Origin of the sequence: Desertibaculum subflavum, assembly GCA_003576705.1 — a bacterium.
Classification (GTDB): Bacteria; Pseudomonadota; Alphaproteobacteria; order Ferrovibrionales; family Ferrovibrionaceae; genus Desertibaculum; species Desertibaculum subflavum.
Genome location: QOZS01000047.1, coordinates 1 through 16,152 on the forward strand (window position 1 = coordinate 1; position 16,152 = coordinate 16,152).

At 66.1% G+C, this 16,152-nt stretch carries 17 protein-coding genes and 1 pseudogene; 15 read left to right on the top strand and 3 right to left on the bottom strand.

Annotation, left to right across the window (positions count from 1 at the left end; genetic code table 11):
- Window positions 1-10: 10 nt before the first annotated feature.
- From DT074_RS20980 to DT074_RS20990, 3 genes are all read right to left on the bottom strand, one after another.
- Window positions 11-1,414, bottom strand: a complete 1,404-nt coding sequence (locus tag DT074_RS20980; RefSeq protein ID WP_119421827.1) for a TolC family protein — start codon at window positions 1,412-1,414, stop codon at window positions 11-13.
- An 8-nt stretch (window positions 1,415-1,422) separates the two neighbouring features.
- Complete coding sequence (locus DT074_RS20985; protein ID WP_119421828.1) at window positions 1,423-1,680, bottom strand: hypothetical protein; 258 nt, start codon at window positions 1,678-1,680, stop codon at window positions 1,423-1,425.
- A gap of 435 nt (window positions 1,681-2,115) precedes the next feature.
- Complete coding sequence (locus DT074_RS20990) at window positions 2,116-2,436, bottom strand: ParB N-terminal domain-containing protein (RefSeq protein WP_119421829.1); 321 nt, start codon at window positions 2,434-2,436, stop codon at window positions 2,116-2,118.
- Window positions 2,437-2,612: 176 nt separating this feature from the next.
- Between DT074_RS20990 and DT074_RS20995 the strand changes: the two genes are divergently transcribed.
- From DT074_RS20995 to DT074_RS21075, 15 genes and pseudogenes are all read left to right on the top strand, one after another.
- The gene (locus DT074_RS20995) at window positions 2,613-3,071 is read left to right on the top strand and encodes a hypothetical protein (protein WP_162915063.1); all 459 of its coding nucleotides are present in this window, start codon (window positions 2,613-2,615) and stop codon (window positions 3,069-3,071) included.
- A 1,286-nt stretch (window positions 3,072-4,357) separates the two neighbouring features.
- The gene (locus DT074_RS21010; RefSeq protein WP_119421864.1) at window positions 4,358-5,782 is read left to right on the top strand and encodes a multicopper oxidase family protein; all 1,425 of its coding nucleotides are present in this window, start codon (window positions 4,358-4,360) and stop codon (window positions 5,780-5,782) included.
- On the top strand, window positions 5,779-6,486 hold the full coding sequence (locus DT074_RS21015) for a c-type cytochrome (RefSeq protein WP_119421833.1): 708 nt from the start codon (window positions 5,779-5,781) through the stop codon (window positions 6,484-6,486). Before DT074_RS21010 ends, DT074_RS21015 begins: the two co-directional genes overlap by 4 nt.
- Window positions 6,486-6,968, top strand: coding sequence for a DUF411 domain-containing protein (locus tag DT074_RS21020; RefSeq protein WP_368744817.1), 483 nt, complete (start codon window positions 6,486-6,488; stop codon window positions 6,966-6,968). Before DT074_RS21015 ends, DT074_RS21020 begins: the two co-directional genes overlap by 1 nt.
- A gap of 15 nt (window positions 6,969-6,983) precedes the next feature.
- Complete coding sequence (locus DT074_RS28170) at window positions 6,984-7,145, top strand: hypothetical protein (protein ID WP_162915064.1); 162 nt, start codon at window positions 6,984-6,986, stop codon at window positions 7,143-7,145.
- A complete protein-coding gene (locus tag DT074_RS21025; RefSeq protein WP_119421835.1) occupies window positions 7,142-7,738 on the top strand; it encodes a DsbE family thiol:disulfide interchange protein in 597 nt (198 codons plus the stop codon). The genes DT074_RS28170 and DT074_RS21025 overlap by 4 nt, the downstream gene beginning before the upstream one ends.
- Window positions 7,735-8,370, top strand: coding sequence for a TlpA family protein disulfide reductase (locus DT074_RS21030; protein ID WP_119421836.1), 636 nt, complete (start codon window positions 7,735-7,737; stop codon window positions 8,368-8,370). The genes DT074_RS21025 and DT074_RS21030 overlap by 4 nt, the downstream gene beginning before the upstream one ends.
- Window positions 8,367-9,030 (top strand): annotated as a pseudogene (locus tag DT074_RS21035) (peroxiredoxin). Before DT074_RS21030 ends, DT074_RS21035 begins: the two are co-directional and overlap by 4 nt.
- 478 nt (window positions 9,031-9,508) lie before the next feature.
- Window positions 9,509-9,805 carry a hypothetical protein gene (locus DT074_RS21045; protein WP_162915065.1) on the top strand — a complete coding sequence of 99 codons (297 nt, stop codon included), beginning with the start codon at window positions 9,509-9,511 and terminating at the stop codon, window positions 9,803-9,805.
- 62 nt (window positions 9,806-9,867) lie between these two features.
- Window positions 9,868-10,569, top strand: coding sequence for an SCO family protein (locus DT074_RS21050; protein WP_368744818.1), 702 nt, complete (start codon window positions 9,868-9,870; stop codon window positions 10,567-10,569).
- Window positions 10,569-11,099 carry a hypothetical protein gene (locus tag DT074_RS21055; protein WP_368744819.1) on the top strand — a complete coding sequence of 177 codons (531 nt, stop codon included), beginning with the start codon at window positions 10,569-10,571 and terminating at the stop codon, window positions 11,097-11,099. The genes DT074_RS21050 and DT074_RS21055 overlap by 1 nt, the downstream gene beginning before the upstream one ends.
- A complete protein-coding gene (locus tag DT074_RS21060; protein WP_119421839.1) occupies window positions 11,096-11,872 on the top strand; it encodes a DsbA family protein in 777 nt (258 codons plus the stop codon). The genes DT074_RS21055 and DT074_RS21060 overlap by 4 nt, the downstream gene beginning before the upstream one ends.
- Before the next feature lie 37 nt (window positions 11,873-11,909).
- Window positions 11,910-12,650: a cytochrome c biogenesis CcdA family protein gene (locus DT074_RS21065; RefSeq protein WP_119421840.1), complete on the top strand. Its 741-nt coding sequence runs from the start codon at window positions 11,910-11,912 to the stop codon at window positions 12,648-12,650.
- Window positions 12,651-12,909: 259 nt separating this feature from the next.
- On the top strand, window positions 12,910-13,881 hold the full coding sequence (cysK, locus tag DT074_RS21070; protein WP_119421841.1) for a cysteine synthase A: 972 nt from the start codon (window positions 12,910-12,912) through the stop codon (window positions 13,879-13,881).
- Between the two features lie 135 nt (window positions 13,882-14,016).
- A complete protein-coding gene (locus tag DT074_RS21075) occupies window positions 14,017-16,113 on the top strand; it encodes a winged helix-turn-helix domain-containing protein (RefSeq protein WP_162915066.1) in 2,097 nt (698 codons plus the stop codon).
- Window positions 16,114-16,152: the final 39 nt, after the last annotated feature.

The following is a 16,152-nucleotide window of genomic DNA, read 5'->3' on the forward strand; positions in this document are numbered from 1 at the left end:
GGAACGCTCCTCAATGGCCGCCGCCGGCGCGCGCGGCAAGACGCGGGCTCGCCGGGGCGCCGATGGTGGCGGTGTCGGTGATCAGGGCGAAGCGGAGATCGGTCTCGGCGAGCCAGAATTCGCGTTGCGCTTCGATCGCCGAGATCACGGCGGCGATCTGGTCGCGGCTGTCCGACAGCAGCTCGAAGACGCTGACCAGCATGCCGTTGTAGCGCAGCAGCATCTCCTCGCTGATACGCTGGCGCACCGGCACGATCTCCTGGCGCCAGTGGCGGGCGAGGTCCAAGGCGGTGCGATAGCCGGCATAGGTCTCGCGCACCTCCGTGCGGGCGCCGATGGCGATCTCCGCCAGGCGATCGACGCCTTGCTGGTAGACCGCCTCGGCCTTGGCGACGCGCGCCGAGCCGAAATCGAAGATCGGCACTTCGATGTGGATCTCGTAGCCGGTCTCGCGCGGGCTCCCCTCCTCCTTGTTGCGGAGATAGCTCGCCTCCAGGACGTTGACGAAGCGGGTGATGTGGGTGAGGCCGAGCGAATCCGCGAGGCCCGCCACCTCCTTCTGCGCCCGGCGGATGTCGAGGCGCTCGGCGATCGCCTTCTGCTCCAACTCGCCGCCCGGCATCGGCTGCTCCGGCAGGTCCGGCAGGCGCGGCGGCAACTTGAAGCCGAGATCCTCGCCCCACAGGCCGAGCAGGCGGGCGAGGCGCAGCTTCTCACCATCCGCCATCAGCCGCGCCCGCGCGAGCGCGGCCGTCGTCTCGGCGTAGAAGACCTGCTCGCGCGCCTGGTCGAGGGCGGAGAAATTGCCGGCCCGCGCCATGCGGCGCGCGAGCTCGGCCTGGGCCTCGGCCGCTTCCTTCGCCTGCGCCACGTAATCGGCGACCTGAGATGCGGCAACAGCGCGGAACCAGGCGCGCCGCGTATCCGCAGCCTTGCGCAGCACATCGCCGGCCGCGCGCCAAGTGGCCTGCTCGAAGCGCCGCTCCTCGATCTTGGCGGCGATCGGCCAGGTGAACAGCCCGAGCACGTCGCCGGTGATGCTGCGCTCGATCTCGCGCACGCCGCCGGTCGTGGTGCGCGCGAAGCTGAAGCCCGGATTGGGCGGCCGGCTCGCCGCCGCGAGATCGGCGGCTGCGATGCCGATCTCGGCGAGATCGGCCTGCAGGCCGCGGTTGTTGAGGAAGGCGAGCTCGACCGCCGCGTCGACATCGACCGGCTGCGCCAGCAGTGCGCGCACCCGCGCCTGCGCCATCTCGCGCGCCGCATCGTCGCGCTGCCAGTCGACCTTGCGGCCGACCTTCGCCTCGGTGACCGCGGAGACATCGGCGAGTCCGCGCTCGGTGATCTCGCCGGCGCAGGCGGAGAGCAGCAGCAAGGCGAGGAGCGCGGCGGCGGCTTTGGGTCCGGATCGCATCGGCGGCCTCAATGCTTGTGGCCGGCATGGCCGCCGGCCGGGGCGGTCTCGACCGCGCGATCAGGCGGCGGCGTGGCCGGCGCCGTGTCGACCGCGCGATCGGGTGACGGCGCGCCGACGGCGCGGTTGGAAGCGCGCCAGGGTGCCGGCTTCTGCGGCTCGTAGCGCCGGTAGCCCTCGAAACTGGAGCGGTGGTCGAGCGGCATCGTCGGTGCTGCCGCATGGGCGGGGTCGGCGATGGGCGTGGCATGCGCGATCGGACGCATGGCAAGCACTGCCGCAAAAGCGGCTACGGCATAGTTGGGCGGCACAGTGACTCTCCGGACAAAGTTGAAGCAACGCGCCGACGCGCGAGGCGCCAGCGTTCAGATGCGTGTTTACAACTCAGCTACGGGGAGGCTTGAGCGGCAGGCTGGGCGAATGTAGCAGAAGCGCCACATTCTCATAGGAGTCGTGCCTAGTGGCGGTGAAATCGAGATCAACTAGGTCAAGCGCGGTAGGGGCAAGGTTCCAGCCGCTGCAGCTGATCAGTGCGCAATGGCAATTCTTCTTAACGTCGTGATCGTGATTGTCGTCTGCATCGTGCGATGCGGACAAGTCAACCGTATCGTGAAGCACCCCGGCCGATGCCGGGTCCGCCCCGATCCGCAGATCAGGGGTCGCAAGTGCCGATCCGCCTATGGCCACGCTGACGGTCACCATCAGCGCGAGAACGCGGCGGAGAAAGGAAAGCCACAACATCGATGCCGGAATATGATGCAGTTTCCACGCGGCGACAAGCAGGTCGCGAAAGTTTTATCTCCCAGTGGACGGAGGCAGGATTGACTGGTCGCCACCTCGACGCGCGCATGGCCGGCGACAATGCCGTTCTCGTCGTCGATCAGCACCGGGCTGTTGAAGCCGAGCTTCTCGATGCTGCGGACGACCTGGCGAATCTGCTTCTGGCTGTAGGTCCGCGGGTTGTTCGGGCGGGGCTTCAGACCAGCGGGCGACAGGTACTCGATATTGAGATCATTTAGCATGGTTAACTCCCTTGTTGGAGGGAGCACCACGTTGATGAGCGCTCAGACGAGCTTCATTCAGCGGAATTCGACCGCCCGCAAATAATAGGCGAACAAGGGAGGACGGGGCCTTGCGGGCGGTGAGAGGCTGTGCTCACCACCACAGCCAAAGAGGCTTCGGCAATGATCGTGCTGGGATGGATCTTTCTGGATGGATGGCGGCGGCTGTTGACCAGGGTGGCCGCACAGCCATCGGCCCACATGGAAGGCTGAATCGTTCCATGGTGGCGATGCGCGAGATCGCCGAGCGTGATCCGTTCACGATCAAGAAGCCGTCCAAGCTCGATTTCGAGGGCGTCACCGCCATCGTTGAACAGATCATCTCGCAGTTCACTTTTCGGATCGAAAAGCGACGCCTTTCGGAAGAGCTCTACCACGACGACCAAGGCCCCGGGCCGCGTCGAGATCCCGCTCTCCGCCGCCACGCAGTGGCCTGCGGTCACGATGATCCTTGGATGCAGAACGACCGCCGCGGTGCACACCATGCTCCCGCTAAGGCGCCCCAAGGCAGAATAGAGCGGCTCGGCGGCATCGGCGGCGCGCCGTCGATCATCATGACCGACAAGCTCGGCCGCGCGGTGAACCTGGTCGCCTGACTGCACATCGGTATCCGCCGGAGGCTCCGCCGCCGCAGGCGGAACGAGAGCAGCGGTCAAGGCAGCCCATCCGCCAGCCACCACGATAAGGTCCCGTATTGATTGCATGTCGTCCTCCCACCCCGTTTCCGGGGACGCGCCGCGGGCACCAGCTCACACCTGAGCTACAGCGCTCGTTCGGCTCGCTCGCGTCAGACAGGTCGGCGGGACTAGGGAGGGTAGAAGGCAGGCTGCCTTTCGGCGCTCTTGGGCGTGACAGGCACGTCCGCCGTGACCGTGGTGACGACGAACGCCGCCAGGAGAGGCGGCGACGGAAGCACTGCCGATGGTGCCGAGCACTTCGCAACGCACGCAGCCCCAGAGAGCGCGCAAGAGCCCGATGCGAGAACCTGGCAGGCCGCGGCGCCGCGCTTCGTGGTCACCGAGAGCACCATCTGGACCATCGTCGGCCGCGCCTGCGCACCGCCATGGTCGAGGATCCGTGAGCTCGCGATGGTCCCTGGCCTGAGCACCAATGCCCCAGCGAAGAGCAGAAGACAAAGGCGATCGCCGATATGTGCGATCATGGGCAACAGCATAGCAGTAGAAAGCAAGCCGCACCCATCTGCCCGGCTTCGCTCGTTCCCGGCGGTGCTTGGGACGCGGCGAGCCGGGGCCGCGGGTGCGCCGCTCGCTCGAACCGCAGGATCCACCGCCGAACGGGCGACAGGCCGGGTCGGCCATTGGTCGCGCCAATATGATCCTGCCGTGATTGCCGGAATGACACGGACGCACTATGGTTTGACGCGATGCAATTTCGGATCCTCCGGCGTTGGCTTGCCATATGCCTCGTCGCGGCCTTGACCTTGGGAGAGGCGGCGCAGGGGTTCGCTGCGTCCAGCATGGATCCGAATATGCCGCTCGCCGTCACATCAGACGCAGGGGCTCCAATGGTCCTGGGCTGCGATGGATGTGGCGACGGCGATGATGCCATGCCGGCCGCCGGGTGTTTCGCCCTGTGCACCGGTGCGGTCGCCGTCCTGCCGAGTGTAACCACCCCGAAAGCGACGGCCGCCAAGCAGCTGCCGATCGCCGGCGTTCGCCTCGGCAGCGGGCGCGACAGCAGCCCCGATCCCTACCCTCCCAGACGCATCATCCTGAGCTAGGACGCGCCCGCGCACACTGAATGCGTGAGGCCGCGTCGTCGCGCGGGCGGACGCATGCGTGGTCCGCCCATGCGCCTCCGCCGGTTCGCAATGCCTTTGTGCAGTGCGGCGCCCGGGCGCCCGCTTCGGATGGTGAAGTCGATGACCCGTTACCCTGCTCTTGCCCTACCGCGTCGACATTTTCTGTTGATGGGCGGTGTTGCCGTACTTGCGGGCGGCTTGTCGTCGATCGCTCAATCAGCCGGCCCCACCAAGGAGGTGCGGCTGGTTGCCGGGCCGGGGCGGGCGCGCGTCGTGCCGTCGCCTCACCCAGAGACCGCAATCTGGGCCTACAACGGAACCGCGCCCGGTCCCGAGATCAGAGTCCGCCAGGGCGAGAGGCTCAGGGTCGCGGTCGAGAACCGGCTGCAGGAGGAAACCACCATCCATTGGCATGGTGTGCGTGTGCCCAATGCCATGGACGGCGTGCCGCACCTGACCCAGAAGCCGATCGCACCGGGCGAAAGCTTCACTTACGAATTCACCGTGCCGGATGCCGGCACCTACTGGTACCACCCCCATCAGCGCAGTCTGGAGCAGGTCGAGCGCGGGCTTTGCGGCGCCCTGGTTGTCGAGGAGCCGGAACCACTTCAGGTCGACCGCGATGTCACCTGGGTGCTCGATGACTGGCGGCTGCTGAAGGACGCCTCGATCAGCGGCGACTTCGGCAACAGGATGGACGCCGGCATGTCCGGCCGCATCGGCAACACGGTCACCGTGAATGGCCGCGTGCGGGAGACCTTCGGCGTGCGTGCCGGCGAGCGCATCCGCCTGCGGCTCGTCAACGCGGCGAACGCACGCATCTTCGGGCTCGAGTTCGAAGGCCACCGTGTGCAGATCGTTGCCCTCGATGGTCAGCCGGTCGAGCCGCATGCGCCGGAAGGCGGCCGGATCGTCCTCGGACCGGCGATGCGGGCCGATCTCGTCATCGACATGACCGGTGCGCCGGGCGCGCGCTTTCGCGTGATGGACACCTTCTACCAGGACCTCGAATACCGCTTGCTCGATCTCGCCTATGCCGACGCGCCGCTGCGCGAGCGCCCGCTCGAGGCCCCGCTCGCCTTGCCCGGCAACCCACTTCCCGAGCCCGATGTCGGTGCCGCGGCCCGCCATGAGGTCACCTTCGACGGCGGCATGATGAGCGGGATGATGGGCGGCATGATGCAGGGCATGGGCCGCGGCCATGTCTGGGCGGTGAACGGCGTCAGCGCCAGCGGCCATGTCATGGACCCGATGTTCGCCTTGCCGCAGGGCCAGTCCTGCATCCTCGCGCTGCACAACAACACGGCTTGGCACCACCCGATCCACCTGCACGGCCACTCGTGCCGGGTCATCAGCCGGAACGGCGAGCCGACCCGCCACCGCGAGTGGCAGGACACGGTTCTGATGGCCCCCCGCGAGCGGGCCGAGATCGCCTTCGTTGCCGACAATCCCGGCGACTGGATGCTCCACTGCCACATCCTGGAGCACCAGGCCGCCGGAATGATGGGAGTGATCCGCGTCGAGCCACCGGGAACGCGCACATGAAGCGCGGTATGGCCCTCGCCGTCGGCACACTCCTCGGCGTTGCCGCGATGGCCGGACACGCTCGGGCGGACGGCGACGCGGCGCGCGGTGCGAAGCAATATCGTGCCTGCGTCGCCTGTCATTCGCTGGAGCCCGGCTCGCATCTCTCGGGGCCCAGCCTGGCGGGCCTTTGGGGCCGGAAGGCAGCCCAGGCCGACGGCTTCATCCGCTATTCGAAAGGCCTCCGCGCGGCGGAGCTCGTCTGGGACGAGAACACGCTCAACGCCTGGCTCGCCGATCCGGAGGCTCTGATCCCCGGCACCTTCATGGTGTTCCGCGGCATCAAGGACGATCAGGCCCGATCCGATCTCATCGCGTTCCTGGCCCTGGCCATGGCGCCTGGCGGCGGCGACGCGGTCGTCAGCCAAGGGCTGGTGCCTCGCGACTATGTCCGCGGCCAGAAGCCCGACCCGGTTCGGCTGGCGCCGACCGATACGGTGGTGACCCGGATCCGGCATTGCCGCGACAGCTACTTCATCGCGACCGCCGACGGCACAGAGACGCCGTATTGGGAAATGAACGTCCGCTTCAAGGTCGACACCCGCGACACCGGCCCTGAGCCCGGCCATCCTGTTGTTCTGAGAGCCGGCATGGCCGGCGACCGCGTGTCGATCGTGTTCGCCAACATCCAGGAACTGACGCAGTTCATCTCGGAGGCCTGCTGATGCAAGGTCTGCTCTCTGCCACCCATGACGCGAGAAAGGATACCCAAATGCTTCGTCTGATCTCTGCCCTTGGCCTGCTCCTGATGGCGATCGCCGGCGCCAATGCCGCGGAGCCCGCGAGGAAGGCGACGCTCTACAAAAGCCCGCAATGCAGCTGCTGCGAGGAATACGCGAAATACCTTCGCGGGAACGGCTTCGAGGTCAAAGTGGTGGCAACCCACGACCTTGCGCTGATCCGGCGCGACAACGGCGTGCCCACGGCGGTCGAGGGCTGTCACACCATGCTGCTCGGAGACCGTGTGATTGAAGGGCATGTGCCGGTCTCGGCGATCAACCTTCTGCTTGAGAAGCATCCGCAGGTGCGCGGCATCTCGCTACCCGGCATGCCGCAGGGATCACCCGGCATGACGGGCCGGAAGACCGCACCCTTCACCATCTATTCCTTCGGTGATGGCTCCCACAAGGTGTTCGCCACCGACTGAGCAAGCGAGGCCGCCATGCTGGAACGCGAACCGGCGTGCAATGTCGCGAGTTGGGCCGCCGCGATCCTCTGGTCCGGCGCCGCCGCCATGGTGATCATGCTGGCGCTGACCGGGATCATCTATCTCAGCAGCCGGATGCTGTCACGACGGCTGCCGCCGCAGGTGAGGTCCCAATGAGCACCGAGGGCACATTTGGGGCACCCGCCGCGCCCCGGCAGCGCTTCCGGCCGTTGCTGCTGATACCGGCGGCTCTGTTCGTCCTGCTCGGCCTGGTGCTGGCCTGGGGCCTGACGCGAGATCCGAGAGAGATCCCCTCGGCGCTCATCGGCAGAGCGGTTCCGGCCTTCGATCTGCCACCGGTCCAGGGGCGGACGCTTGGGTTGGCGAGCACCGACCTGGTCGGCGAGGTGTCGCTCGTCAACGTCTTCGCCTCGTGGTGCGTCGCCTGCCAGGCAGAGCATCCGCTGCTCATGGCGCTGACGGGCGAGCGTCGCGTGCCGATCCACGGATTGAATTACAAGGACGCGCCGGCCGATGCCGCGGCATGGCTCGACAAGCTCGGCGATCCTTATGTGCGGACCGGCGCCGACCGCAGCGGGCGCGTCGCCATCGACTGGGGCGTGTACGGGGTGCCGGAGACCTACGTGGTGAGCGCCGACGGGCACATCGCCTACAAGCACATCGGACCGCTAACGCGGCGCGATCTCGACGAGACGATCCTGCCGCTGGTCGAGCGTCTGCGGCGCGAGAGTCAGGGGACACGCCGATGAGAGCCCTCGCCTGCATCGCGTTCAGCGCAGTCCTGCTGCACATAGGACCGGCCTCAGCTGCCGATCCTCCGGGAAACTTTGCCATTCATGACGCGCCGAAAGCGGTCCCCGCGATCGAGTTCCAGGACGGCGACGGCCGGCAATGGCGCCTCGCCGACTTCCACGGCAAGGTTGTTGTACTGAACATCTGGGCCACCTGGTGCGGCCCTTGCCGCCACGAGATGCCGACTCTCGACAGGCTGCAGGCCAAGCTCGGCGGACCGGGCTTTGAGGTCGTGGCCCTTTCGATCGATCGGGCGGGGCCCAAGGTCGTCGTCAAGTTCTACGCCGAGGTCGGCGTGAAACGCCTTGCGATGTACATCGACAGCAGCGGCAAGGCGGCGCGCGACCTCGGCAGCCTCGGCCTGCCGACGACGCTGCTGATCGATCGCGAAGGCCGCGAGATCGGGCGCCTCGTCGGCCCTGCCGAGTGGGACGCACCCGAGATGGTCGTATTCATTCGAGAGCGCATCGACGGCAAGACCGGCGCGCGCTCCTCTGGCGATCACGAACGGCTGGCCCGGATGCCTGGCCAGACGGAAGGTCCGCTCGTCTCGACGGACCAAGGCATAGACAAGGAGGAAGGAAGATGACAATGAAGCTTGGCGACATTGCGCCCGACTTTAACCGCCGAGAGCACCGCCGGCCCGATCCGCTTCCATGACTGGATCGGCGACGGATGGGCGATCCTGTTCTCGCATCCGAAGGACTTCACGCCGGTCTGCACGACCGAGCTCGGCTACATGGCCGGCCTGAAGGCCGAGTTCGAGAAGCGGAACTGCAAGATCGTCGGCCTCAGCGTCGATCCGGTCAGCGACCACACGCGCTGGGCCAAGGACATCGAGGAAACCCAGGGTCACGCGGTCAAATACCCCTTGATCGGCGATCCGGAGCTGAAGGTCGCGAAGCTCTACAACATGCTCCCCAGTGACGCCGGCGCGACGTCGCAGGGCCGGACGGCCGCCGACAATGCGACCGTGCGCGCCGTGTTCGTCGTCGGACCGGACAAGAAGGTCAAGGCGATGATCGTCTATCCCATGAGCACGGGGCGGAACTTCGACGAAGTCCTGCGGTTGCTCGATTCCTGCCAGCTGACCGCCAAGCACCAGGTCGCGACACCGGTGAACTGGAAGCAGGGCGACGACGTGATCATCGTGCCCTCGCTCTCCGACGACCAGGCCAAGCAGAAGTTCCCTGGCGGCTGGAAGACATTGAAACCCTATCTGCGCGTCGTGCCGCAACCTCGCGCGTGACGGAGAGGCGTCGGCCCAGCGCAGTTATACAGAACCGGAGACCACCCCATGAATGCGTCAGAAGGCGCTCCGATCAGAGAAAGCTCCCTGAGCCAAGATCTGCTCAACGCCGGCCGCTATTATCTTGGCGGCCGGCGCGGCTTGCTCTTGCTGGCAGGAACGGCGCTCGCTGCCGTGCTCGCGTTCAATTGGAGCTGGCTCGTGGCAGCCGGCATCGCACCCCTGCTCCTCACCGCCCTGCCCTGTGTCGCGATGTGCGCCCTGGGGCTCTGCATGACCAGGATGGGGAACCGATCCTGCTCAGGGGCACCAGAAAGCGCATCCGGCAACAGGTCCAATCCGGAGCCGGACGAGCCCGCGCCGGCGGCACCGGAGCCTCTATCCATTGGATCGGAGCGCCCTGAGTGGGGCCCCGACGACGCTGCGATGACCATGCCCGGGGCACAACCTCAGCATAGCGATGAAAGGAGTACGACCCATGCGTAGTTCGATGATAGCCCTTCTGACGGCCGGCTTCCTGGCTGCCGTCGCAGCTCTCATTCCTGCCCTCCATGCCGGCGAAGCCGATGGCAAACAGCAGCACGATCGCCCAACGATGGGCGAAGGAATGATGGGCGGGGGCATGATGGGCGGGAAGATGATGGGCAGCGGCAAGATGAGCCAGGCGATGATGGATCATTGCGTCGAGATGATGCAGGGGGCGGGGAGCGGCACCAACAAGCCGAATGACCAATGGCGCGACAGCGCGCCGACCGCCCCGGACAAAAAGGGCTGAGATTGGGAGCCGGCGTGGATCGGTCCCGGTCCGCGCCCGCTTCGCCTAACGGAGCTCACGCTGTGGAAACCAACTTACGATCCGCCATCGGCTGGGTGCTGGCGCTCGCCCTGTCGACAGCGACTGTTCCGGCGGCCTCGGCCCATTCGCTGAACGACGTCGAGACCATGCTGGGAGACAAAGAGAAGTACTTCCAGCCAATCGATAAGCCGGCGCCCGATTTCACGCTGCAGACGGCCGACGGCCGTGGCGTCGGGCTGATGGACCTCCGCGGTCAGGTGGTTGTCTTGCACTTCATATATACCCGCTGCCCGGATGTCTGCCCACTGCACGCCGAGCGCATTGCCGAGCTGCAGACTCTGGTGAACCAGACGCCCATGAAGGACCAGGTCAGCTTCATCACGGTCACCACCGACCCCAAAAACGACGCCGCAGACGTCATGCGGGACTACGGCCCTGCGCATGGATTGGATCCCGCCAACTGGATGTTCCTGACGACGACACCCGATCAACCGGAGGACACGACGCGGCGTCTTGCCGAGGCCTTTGGCCACAAGTTCAAAGTGACCGACGACGGCCTGCAGCTGCACGGGATCGTCACCCATGTGATCGACAGGGAAGGCCACTGGCGCGCGAACTTCCACGGTTTGAAATTCGCGCCGGTCAACTTCGTCGTGTTCACGAACGCTCTGGTCAATGATGCCCAGCGTCCGCACGGGCACGAGGCGAAGAGCTGGTGGGATAGGCTCCGGAACCTCTTTTGATGCGGCAGGAGCCCCTCGGGACGATATGGCGCTCAGGCGCTCCCGCCGGCAGCAAACGTGCACCGGAGGGCCTCTGGCTTGGGGCGCTCCGCAGGTATGCAGTCGCGAGCGCACTCGGCCATCTCGCCTGGGAGCTTGCACAGCTGCCGCTCTACACAATCTGGTACCAAGGCAGCGCCGGGGAGATCGGCTTTGCCGTCGCTCATTGCACGGCTGGAGATCTTCTGATCGCGAGCACGGCGCTCCTCGGCGCCACGATGCTTTTCGGAAACAGTTGTTGGCCGGCCTCACGGTTTTATGTGGTCGGCGCGGCGACCGTTCTCGGCGGCGTCCTCTACACGGTATTCAGCGAGTGGCTTAACACCGAAGTCCGCGGCGGCTGGAACTATGCCGAGCTGATGCCCACGCTGCCTCTGGTCGGCACCGGCATCTCGCCTCTCGCTCAGTGGATTTTCATTCCCTGCGCCGCCTTGTGGTGGGCGCGGCGCCAAACGCTCCGAGGGTCGAAGATGAACGAAGGTGTCCTATGAACCGGAGACTGATCGTCGGCTGGACCGGGGTCACGGTCGTCCTGCTCGGCGCCGTGGGAATCTGGTTTGCGCTGGACCCTGGCTTCCGCGCTCCTCAGGAGCCGCCTGCTGCCGAAGTTCCAGCGGATGATTTCGAGCGCCGGATCCGAGCCTATCTCCTCGACAACCCCGAGGTCATCGTTGCAGCGATGCAGCGCCTCGATGCGCGCCGGCGTGCCGCGGCGCAGGACGAGGTCGGAGGCGTTATTGCCGCGCGCGCCGATGAGCTGTTCCGCGACGCAGCAAGCCCTGTCGGCGGCAATCCGCAAGGTGACGTCACCCTCGTCGAGTTCTTCGACTACAACTGCCCGTACTGCCGGCAGGTCGCCGCGGTCGTCGCGGAAGCAGCGGCCGCTGACGGGCAGCTCCGGATCGTCTACAAGGAATTTCCAATCCTCGGACCGAATTCGATGTTCGCGGCCAAGGCGGCGCTGGCCGCCCATCGCCAGGAGCGCTATGCCACGTTTCATCAGGCCCTGATGCAGGCTCGCGGGACGGTGAACGAGGAAGCGGTGTTCGCGGCCGCGAGCAAGGTCGGGCTCGACACCGAGCGCCTGAAGGCGGACATGCAGCATGCGGACCTGCAGGCAGCGATTGACCGCAACCTGGCGCTTGCCGCGGCACTGCGGATCAACGGCACGCCCGGTTTCGTAATCGGCAGCGAGACGCTGCGCGGCGCGGCTGATCTGAAGACACTGCAGGCGCTGATTCGCAAGGCCAGGGAGGCACGGTGATGCGGCAGCGCACTGTGACAAGGATCCACTGACGGCAATGCTGGAGATCTCGAATATCGGCGTGCTGACGGCCTTCGCGGCCGGCGTGATCTCGTTCCTGTCGCCTTGCGTGCTGCCGCTGGTTCCGGGCTACGTGTCCTATGTCGCTGGTCGCGTATCGGTCGTAACGGCGGATGGCGTCGCGATCGCTGTCCGCCTTCCAGCGGTGGGCCTCAGCCTGTGCTTCGTGCTGGGCTTCTCCACTGTCTTCGTAGTTCTTGGCGCCAGCGCGACCGCGCTCGGCCAGCTTCTTCTTGCCTACCGCTACGAGCTCAATATCGCGAGCGGCGTCATCGTCATTCTGTTCGGCCTGTTTCTCATCGGCCTTTTCCGCCCGGTCTGGATGATGCGCGACTTTCGCTTCGATGCCGCGGTGCCCGGCGGCCGTCCAGCATCGGCCTACATTCTCGGGCTCGCCTTCGCCTTCGGCTGGACCCCGTGTATCGGGCCGATCCTCGGCAGCATCCTCACTGTTGGCGCCGCCTCGGCGACTGTCACCAGCGGAGTCGCGCTGCTGGCCGTCTATTCGCTCGGTCTCGGCCTTCCGTTCCTGCTTGCGGCACTGTTCACTGACGCCCTTGTCGCGCGCCTGAAGGCCATCGGCCGGGTCGGACGCGCCCTGCAGATGCTTGCCGGCGCCGTCATGGTCCTGATGGGCATAGCCATGATCACCGGGCAGCTCTCGGTGTTCTCGTATTGGTTGCTCGACCGCTTCCCGATCCTCGGCACGATCGGATAAACGCCACCGTTGTCGCGGATCAGGTGGCAAGGCTCAACATCGCGCGGAGCCTACCGATGCATGGCGACTACATCACCCCGGATCAGGTTTTCGATAGCGACATTGTTCACCTTCTGTCCCGTCCTCAGCAATTCCCCAAGAATTCTCCAGGTAGCCGCCAAGCGAGTGACTGCGGCCCGGCGCATTGTCCGGGTCAGCGGATCGTCACCTCCGGCTTCAGGCGTCCGCCAAGGAGGCACTCGTGAGCGTTCAGCAATCCATGCGGCTGACTTTCGACAAGCCTGGCCGACGCCGTGTCTATGGCAGCATCCTGGAGACGATCGGCAACACGCCGATGGTCCGCATCGGCGGGCTGGCTTTGGAGGCTGGTTGCCAGGCCGAGATTCTGGCCAAGCTGGAATTCTTCAACCCGCTCGCCAGCGTGAAGGACCGCATTGCCATCTCGATGCTGGATGCGATGGAGGCCAAGGGCGTCATCGGCCAAGGCAGCGTCATCGTCGAGCCGACTTCCGGCAATACCGGAATCGGTCTCGCCTTCGCCTGCGCCGCGAAGGGCTATCGCTGCATCCTGACCATGCCGGACAGCTTTTCGATCGAACGGCGCAAGCTGATGCGCTTCCTTGGGGCCGAGCTGATATTGACGCCGCGCGAGAAGGGCATCGGCGGCGCGATCGAGAAGGCGAAGGAGATCATCGCCCGGACGGAGAAGGCGGTGATGCCCTGGCAGTTCGGCCACCCTGCCAATCCCGACATCCATCGCCGAACCACCGCCGAGGAGATCTGGGTCGACACCAACGGCGTTGTCGACGCGATCGTGCTCGGCGTGGGCACCGGCGGCACCTTGACCGGCGTCGGCGAGACACTGAAGGCGCGCAATCCGGAACTGCGGATCGTCGCGGTTGAACCGGAGAAGAGTCCCGTGCTTTCCGGCGGCACGCATTCGCCGCACATGATCCAGGGCATCGGCGCCGGCTTCGTGCCGGAGGTGCTGAACACCAGGGTGATTGACGAGGTCCTGCTGGTCAGCAACGAGGAGGCGATCGAAACCGCCCGCCGCCTCGCACTGCTCGAGGGTATCCCCGCCGGCATATCCTCCGGAGCCGCGCTTGCCTGCGCCCTGCGAGTCGCCAAGCGTCCCGAGATGAAGGGCCGAACGGTTGTCACGCTGCTACCCGACAGTGCCGAGCGCTACATCTCCACCGCGCTGTTCGCCCACCTCGAGGACGGGTGAGCGCGGTCACGCGGGCGCCTCTCCGAGCGCTCTGCAACCTGCGTTTGGTGACGTATGGATCGATGTTCTTCTAACATTATGCCTGCAGCCCGGGCAGGCAGAGGTGGCGGCTTGCGTCAAGCTGCGGAGGAGGCCATGGACCGGAAGCTCACGACGATTCTCGCCATGGATGTCGTCGGCTACAGCCGCCTGATGGAGCGCGACGAGACCGGCACGCTCGACCGGCTGAAGGAGATCCGCGCCCGCCACATCGACCCTGCCATCGCCCGGCATGCCGGGCGCATCATCAAGCTGATGGGCGACGGCACGCTCGCCACTTTCGCCAGTGTGGTCGGCGGCCTGCAATGCGCGGTCGATATTCAGAAGGAACTGGCCGAGCTCAACGCCCGGTCGCCCGAGGGCCACCGTTTGCTGCTGCGCATGGGGTTGCACCTCGGGGACGTGATCATGGAGGGCGACGACATCTACGGCGACGGCGTCAATGTCGCGGCCCGCCTCGAGCGTATCGCCCCGGCCGGCGGCATCGTGCTGTCGCGGCAGGTTCATGATCATATCGGCACCAACGTCGCCGTGCGGCTGGTGTCGATTGGCGCGCAGGCGGTCAAGAACATCAGCCGGCCGATCGACGCCTATCGCGTGGACTTCGATCTCGACGCGGGCGGTGCCAGCATCCTGTGCTTCGATGCCTTCGAACTCGACCTGGCGCGCCATCAGCTGCGCAAGTCGGGGACTCCGGTTCCGGTCGAGCCCCAGGTCTTCGATCTGCTGGTGTTCCTTGCGCACAATCGCGACCGGACGGTGACCAGGGACGAAGTGTTCGCGGCAATCTGGGGCGACCGCATCGTCTCCGACGCGGCGCTCAGCGGCCAGATCAAGGCCGCGCGTCGGGCGCTCGGTGACGACGGCGCTTCGCAGCGCATGATCGCCACCGTGCATGGCCGCGGCTTCCGCTTCATCCCGGATGTACGGAGCGCACCATTGGCGGCCCAGCCCGCGGCACAGACGAAGGATCGCGTCGAGGAGGCTTTGGGTGAAGTCCGCCGGCGACCCTCTGTCGCCGTGCTGCCCTTCGCGAATCTCAACCGCGACGCTTCCGAAGACTATCTCGCCGACGGGATTACCGAGGACATCATCACGGCGCTCTCGAAGAACCGCTGGTTGACGGTCATCGCCCGCAATCCGGCCTTTGCCTTCCGCAATTCCGCCGAGAGTATCCGCTCGATCGGCAGCAAGCTCGATGCGGACTATCTGGTGACCGGCAGCGTGCGCAAGGCGGGTGACCGGTTCCGCGTCACCATCCAGATGGTCGACGCGGAGACCGAACATAGCGTCTGGTCGGAGCGTTTCGACAGTGGCACGGCCGACATCTTCGACCTGCAGGATGAGATCTCCGAGCTGGTGGCGGGGCAGCTCGAGGCGGAGCTGGGCCTGAGCGAGCAGCGCAAGGCCGAACGGAAGCCGCGGAAGAATCTCGGCGCCTGGGACCTCTACCAACTTGGCTGCGCCGAGTTCTACAGGTTCACGCCGGAGGGCAACCGGAGGAGCCAGGAGCTGCTGCGGGAATCCGTCCGGCTCGACCCCACATTCGCCGGGGCGCATGCGCGGCTCGCCTATGCCATCATCCTCAGCATGGTCTACTTCGACGCGCCGTCGAATGCGGCGGCGATGAATGAAGCACTGACCGCGGCAAGGCTGGCCGTCGAACTCGACGATCAGGACGCTGGTGGCTTCTTCACCCTGGGCCGTGTCCATCTGGCGCGCCAGGAATATGACATGGCGCTCGCGTCACTCGAGCACGCCGTCAAGCTCAACCCTTGCCTCGCAGTGACTTATTGCGGACTGGGCGACTCGCTCACCTACGAGGGGCGCCTCGACGAGGCACTCGCCCAGTTCGATATTGCAATCCGGCTGAGCCCGCACGATCCCTTCCGCTGGGCCTTCTATTCCTACCGCTCCCTCGCCCATATCTTCCGTGGCGAGTACGAAGAGGCAGTGGGCTGGGCGCGCCGAGCGGTGCAGGTGCCGAATGCCCAGTACTGGGCGACGGCGCATCTAGTCGCCGCGCTCGGCCATCTCGGTGATCGGGCGCAGCTCGATCGCACCGTCGCCGATCTGCTGCGAATCAAGCCTGGATTTTCGGTCGACTTCGCCAGGGAGCACCTGTTCTACCTGAAGCGGCCGGAGCAGTTGGAGGCCTATCTCGAGGGGTTGAGGAAAGCCGGCCTGCCCTGATCATGGCGACCCACGACCACTCCCGGAATGGAGGACCAG

Excerpts from the sequence above, each read along its gene's own strand:
- DT074_RS20980 (WP_119421827.1), bottom strand. The coding sequence starts at position 1,414 with ATGCGATCCGGACCCAAAGCCGCCGCCGCGCTCCTCGCCTTGCTGCTG.
- DT074_RS20985 (WP_119421828.1), bottom strand. The coding sequence starts at position 1,680 with ATGCGTCCGATCGCGCATGCCACGCCCATCGCCGACCCCGCCCATGCG.
- DT074_RS20990 (WP_119421829.1), bottom strand. The coding sequence starts at position 2,436 with ATGCTAAATGATCTCAATATCGAGTACCTGTCGCCCGCTGGTCTGAAG.
- DT074_RS20995 (WP_162915063.1), top strand. The coding sequence starts at position 2,613 with ATGGATCTTTCTGGATGGATGGCGGCGGCTGTTGACCAGGGTGGCCGC.
- DT074_RS21010 (WP_119421864.1), top strand. The coding sequence starts at position 4,358 with ATGACCCGTTACCCTGCTCTTGCCCTACCGCGTCGACATTTTCTGTTG.
- DT074_RS21015 (WP_119421833.1), top strand. The coding sequence starts at position 5,779 with ATGAAGCGCGGTATGGCCCTCGCCGTCGGCACACTCCTCGGCGTTGCC.
- DT074_RS21020 (WP_368744817.1), top strand. The coding sequence starts at position 6,486 with ATGCAAGGTCTGCTCTCTGCCACCCATGACGCGAGAAAGGATACCCAA.
- DT074_RS28170 (WP_162915064.1), top strand. The coding sequence starts at position 6,984 with ATGCTGGAACGCGAACCGGCGTGCAATGTCGCGAGTTGGGCCGCCGCG.
- DT074_RS21025 (WP_119421835.1), top strand. The coding sequence starts at position 7,142 with ATGAGCACCGAGGGCACATTTGGGGCACCCGCCGCGCCCCGGCAGCGC.
- DT074_RS21030 (WP_119421836.1), top strand. The coding sequence starts at position 7,735 with ATGAGAGCCCTCGCCTGCATCGCGTTCAGCGCAGTCCTGCTGCACATA.
- DT074_RS21045 (WP_162915065.1), top strand. The coding sequence starts at position 9,509 with ATGCGTAGTTCGATGATAGCCCTTCTGACGGCCGGCTTCCTGGCTGCC.
- DT074_RS21055 (WP_368744819.1), top strand. The coding sequence starts at position 10,569 with ATGCGGCAGGAGCCCCTCGGGACGATATGGCGCTCAGGCGCTCCCGCC.
- DT074_RS21060 (WP_119421839.1), top strand. The coding sequence starts at position 11,096 with ATGAACCGGAGACTGATCGTCGGCTGGACCGGGGTCACGGTCGTCCTG.
- DT074_RS21065 (WP_119421840.1), top strand. The coding sequence starts at position 11,910 with ATGCTGGAGATCTCGAATATCGGCGTGCTGACGGCCTTCGCGGCCGGC.
- cysK (WP_119421841.1), top strand. The coding sequence starts at position 12,910 with ATGCGGCTGACTTTCGACAAGCCTGGCCGACGCCGTGTCTATGGCAGC.
- DT074_RS21075 (WP_162915066.1), top strand. The coding sequence starts at position 14,017 with ATGGACCGGAAGCTCACGACGATTCTCGCCATGGATGTCGTCGGCTAC.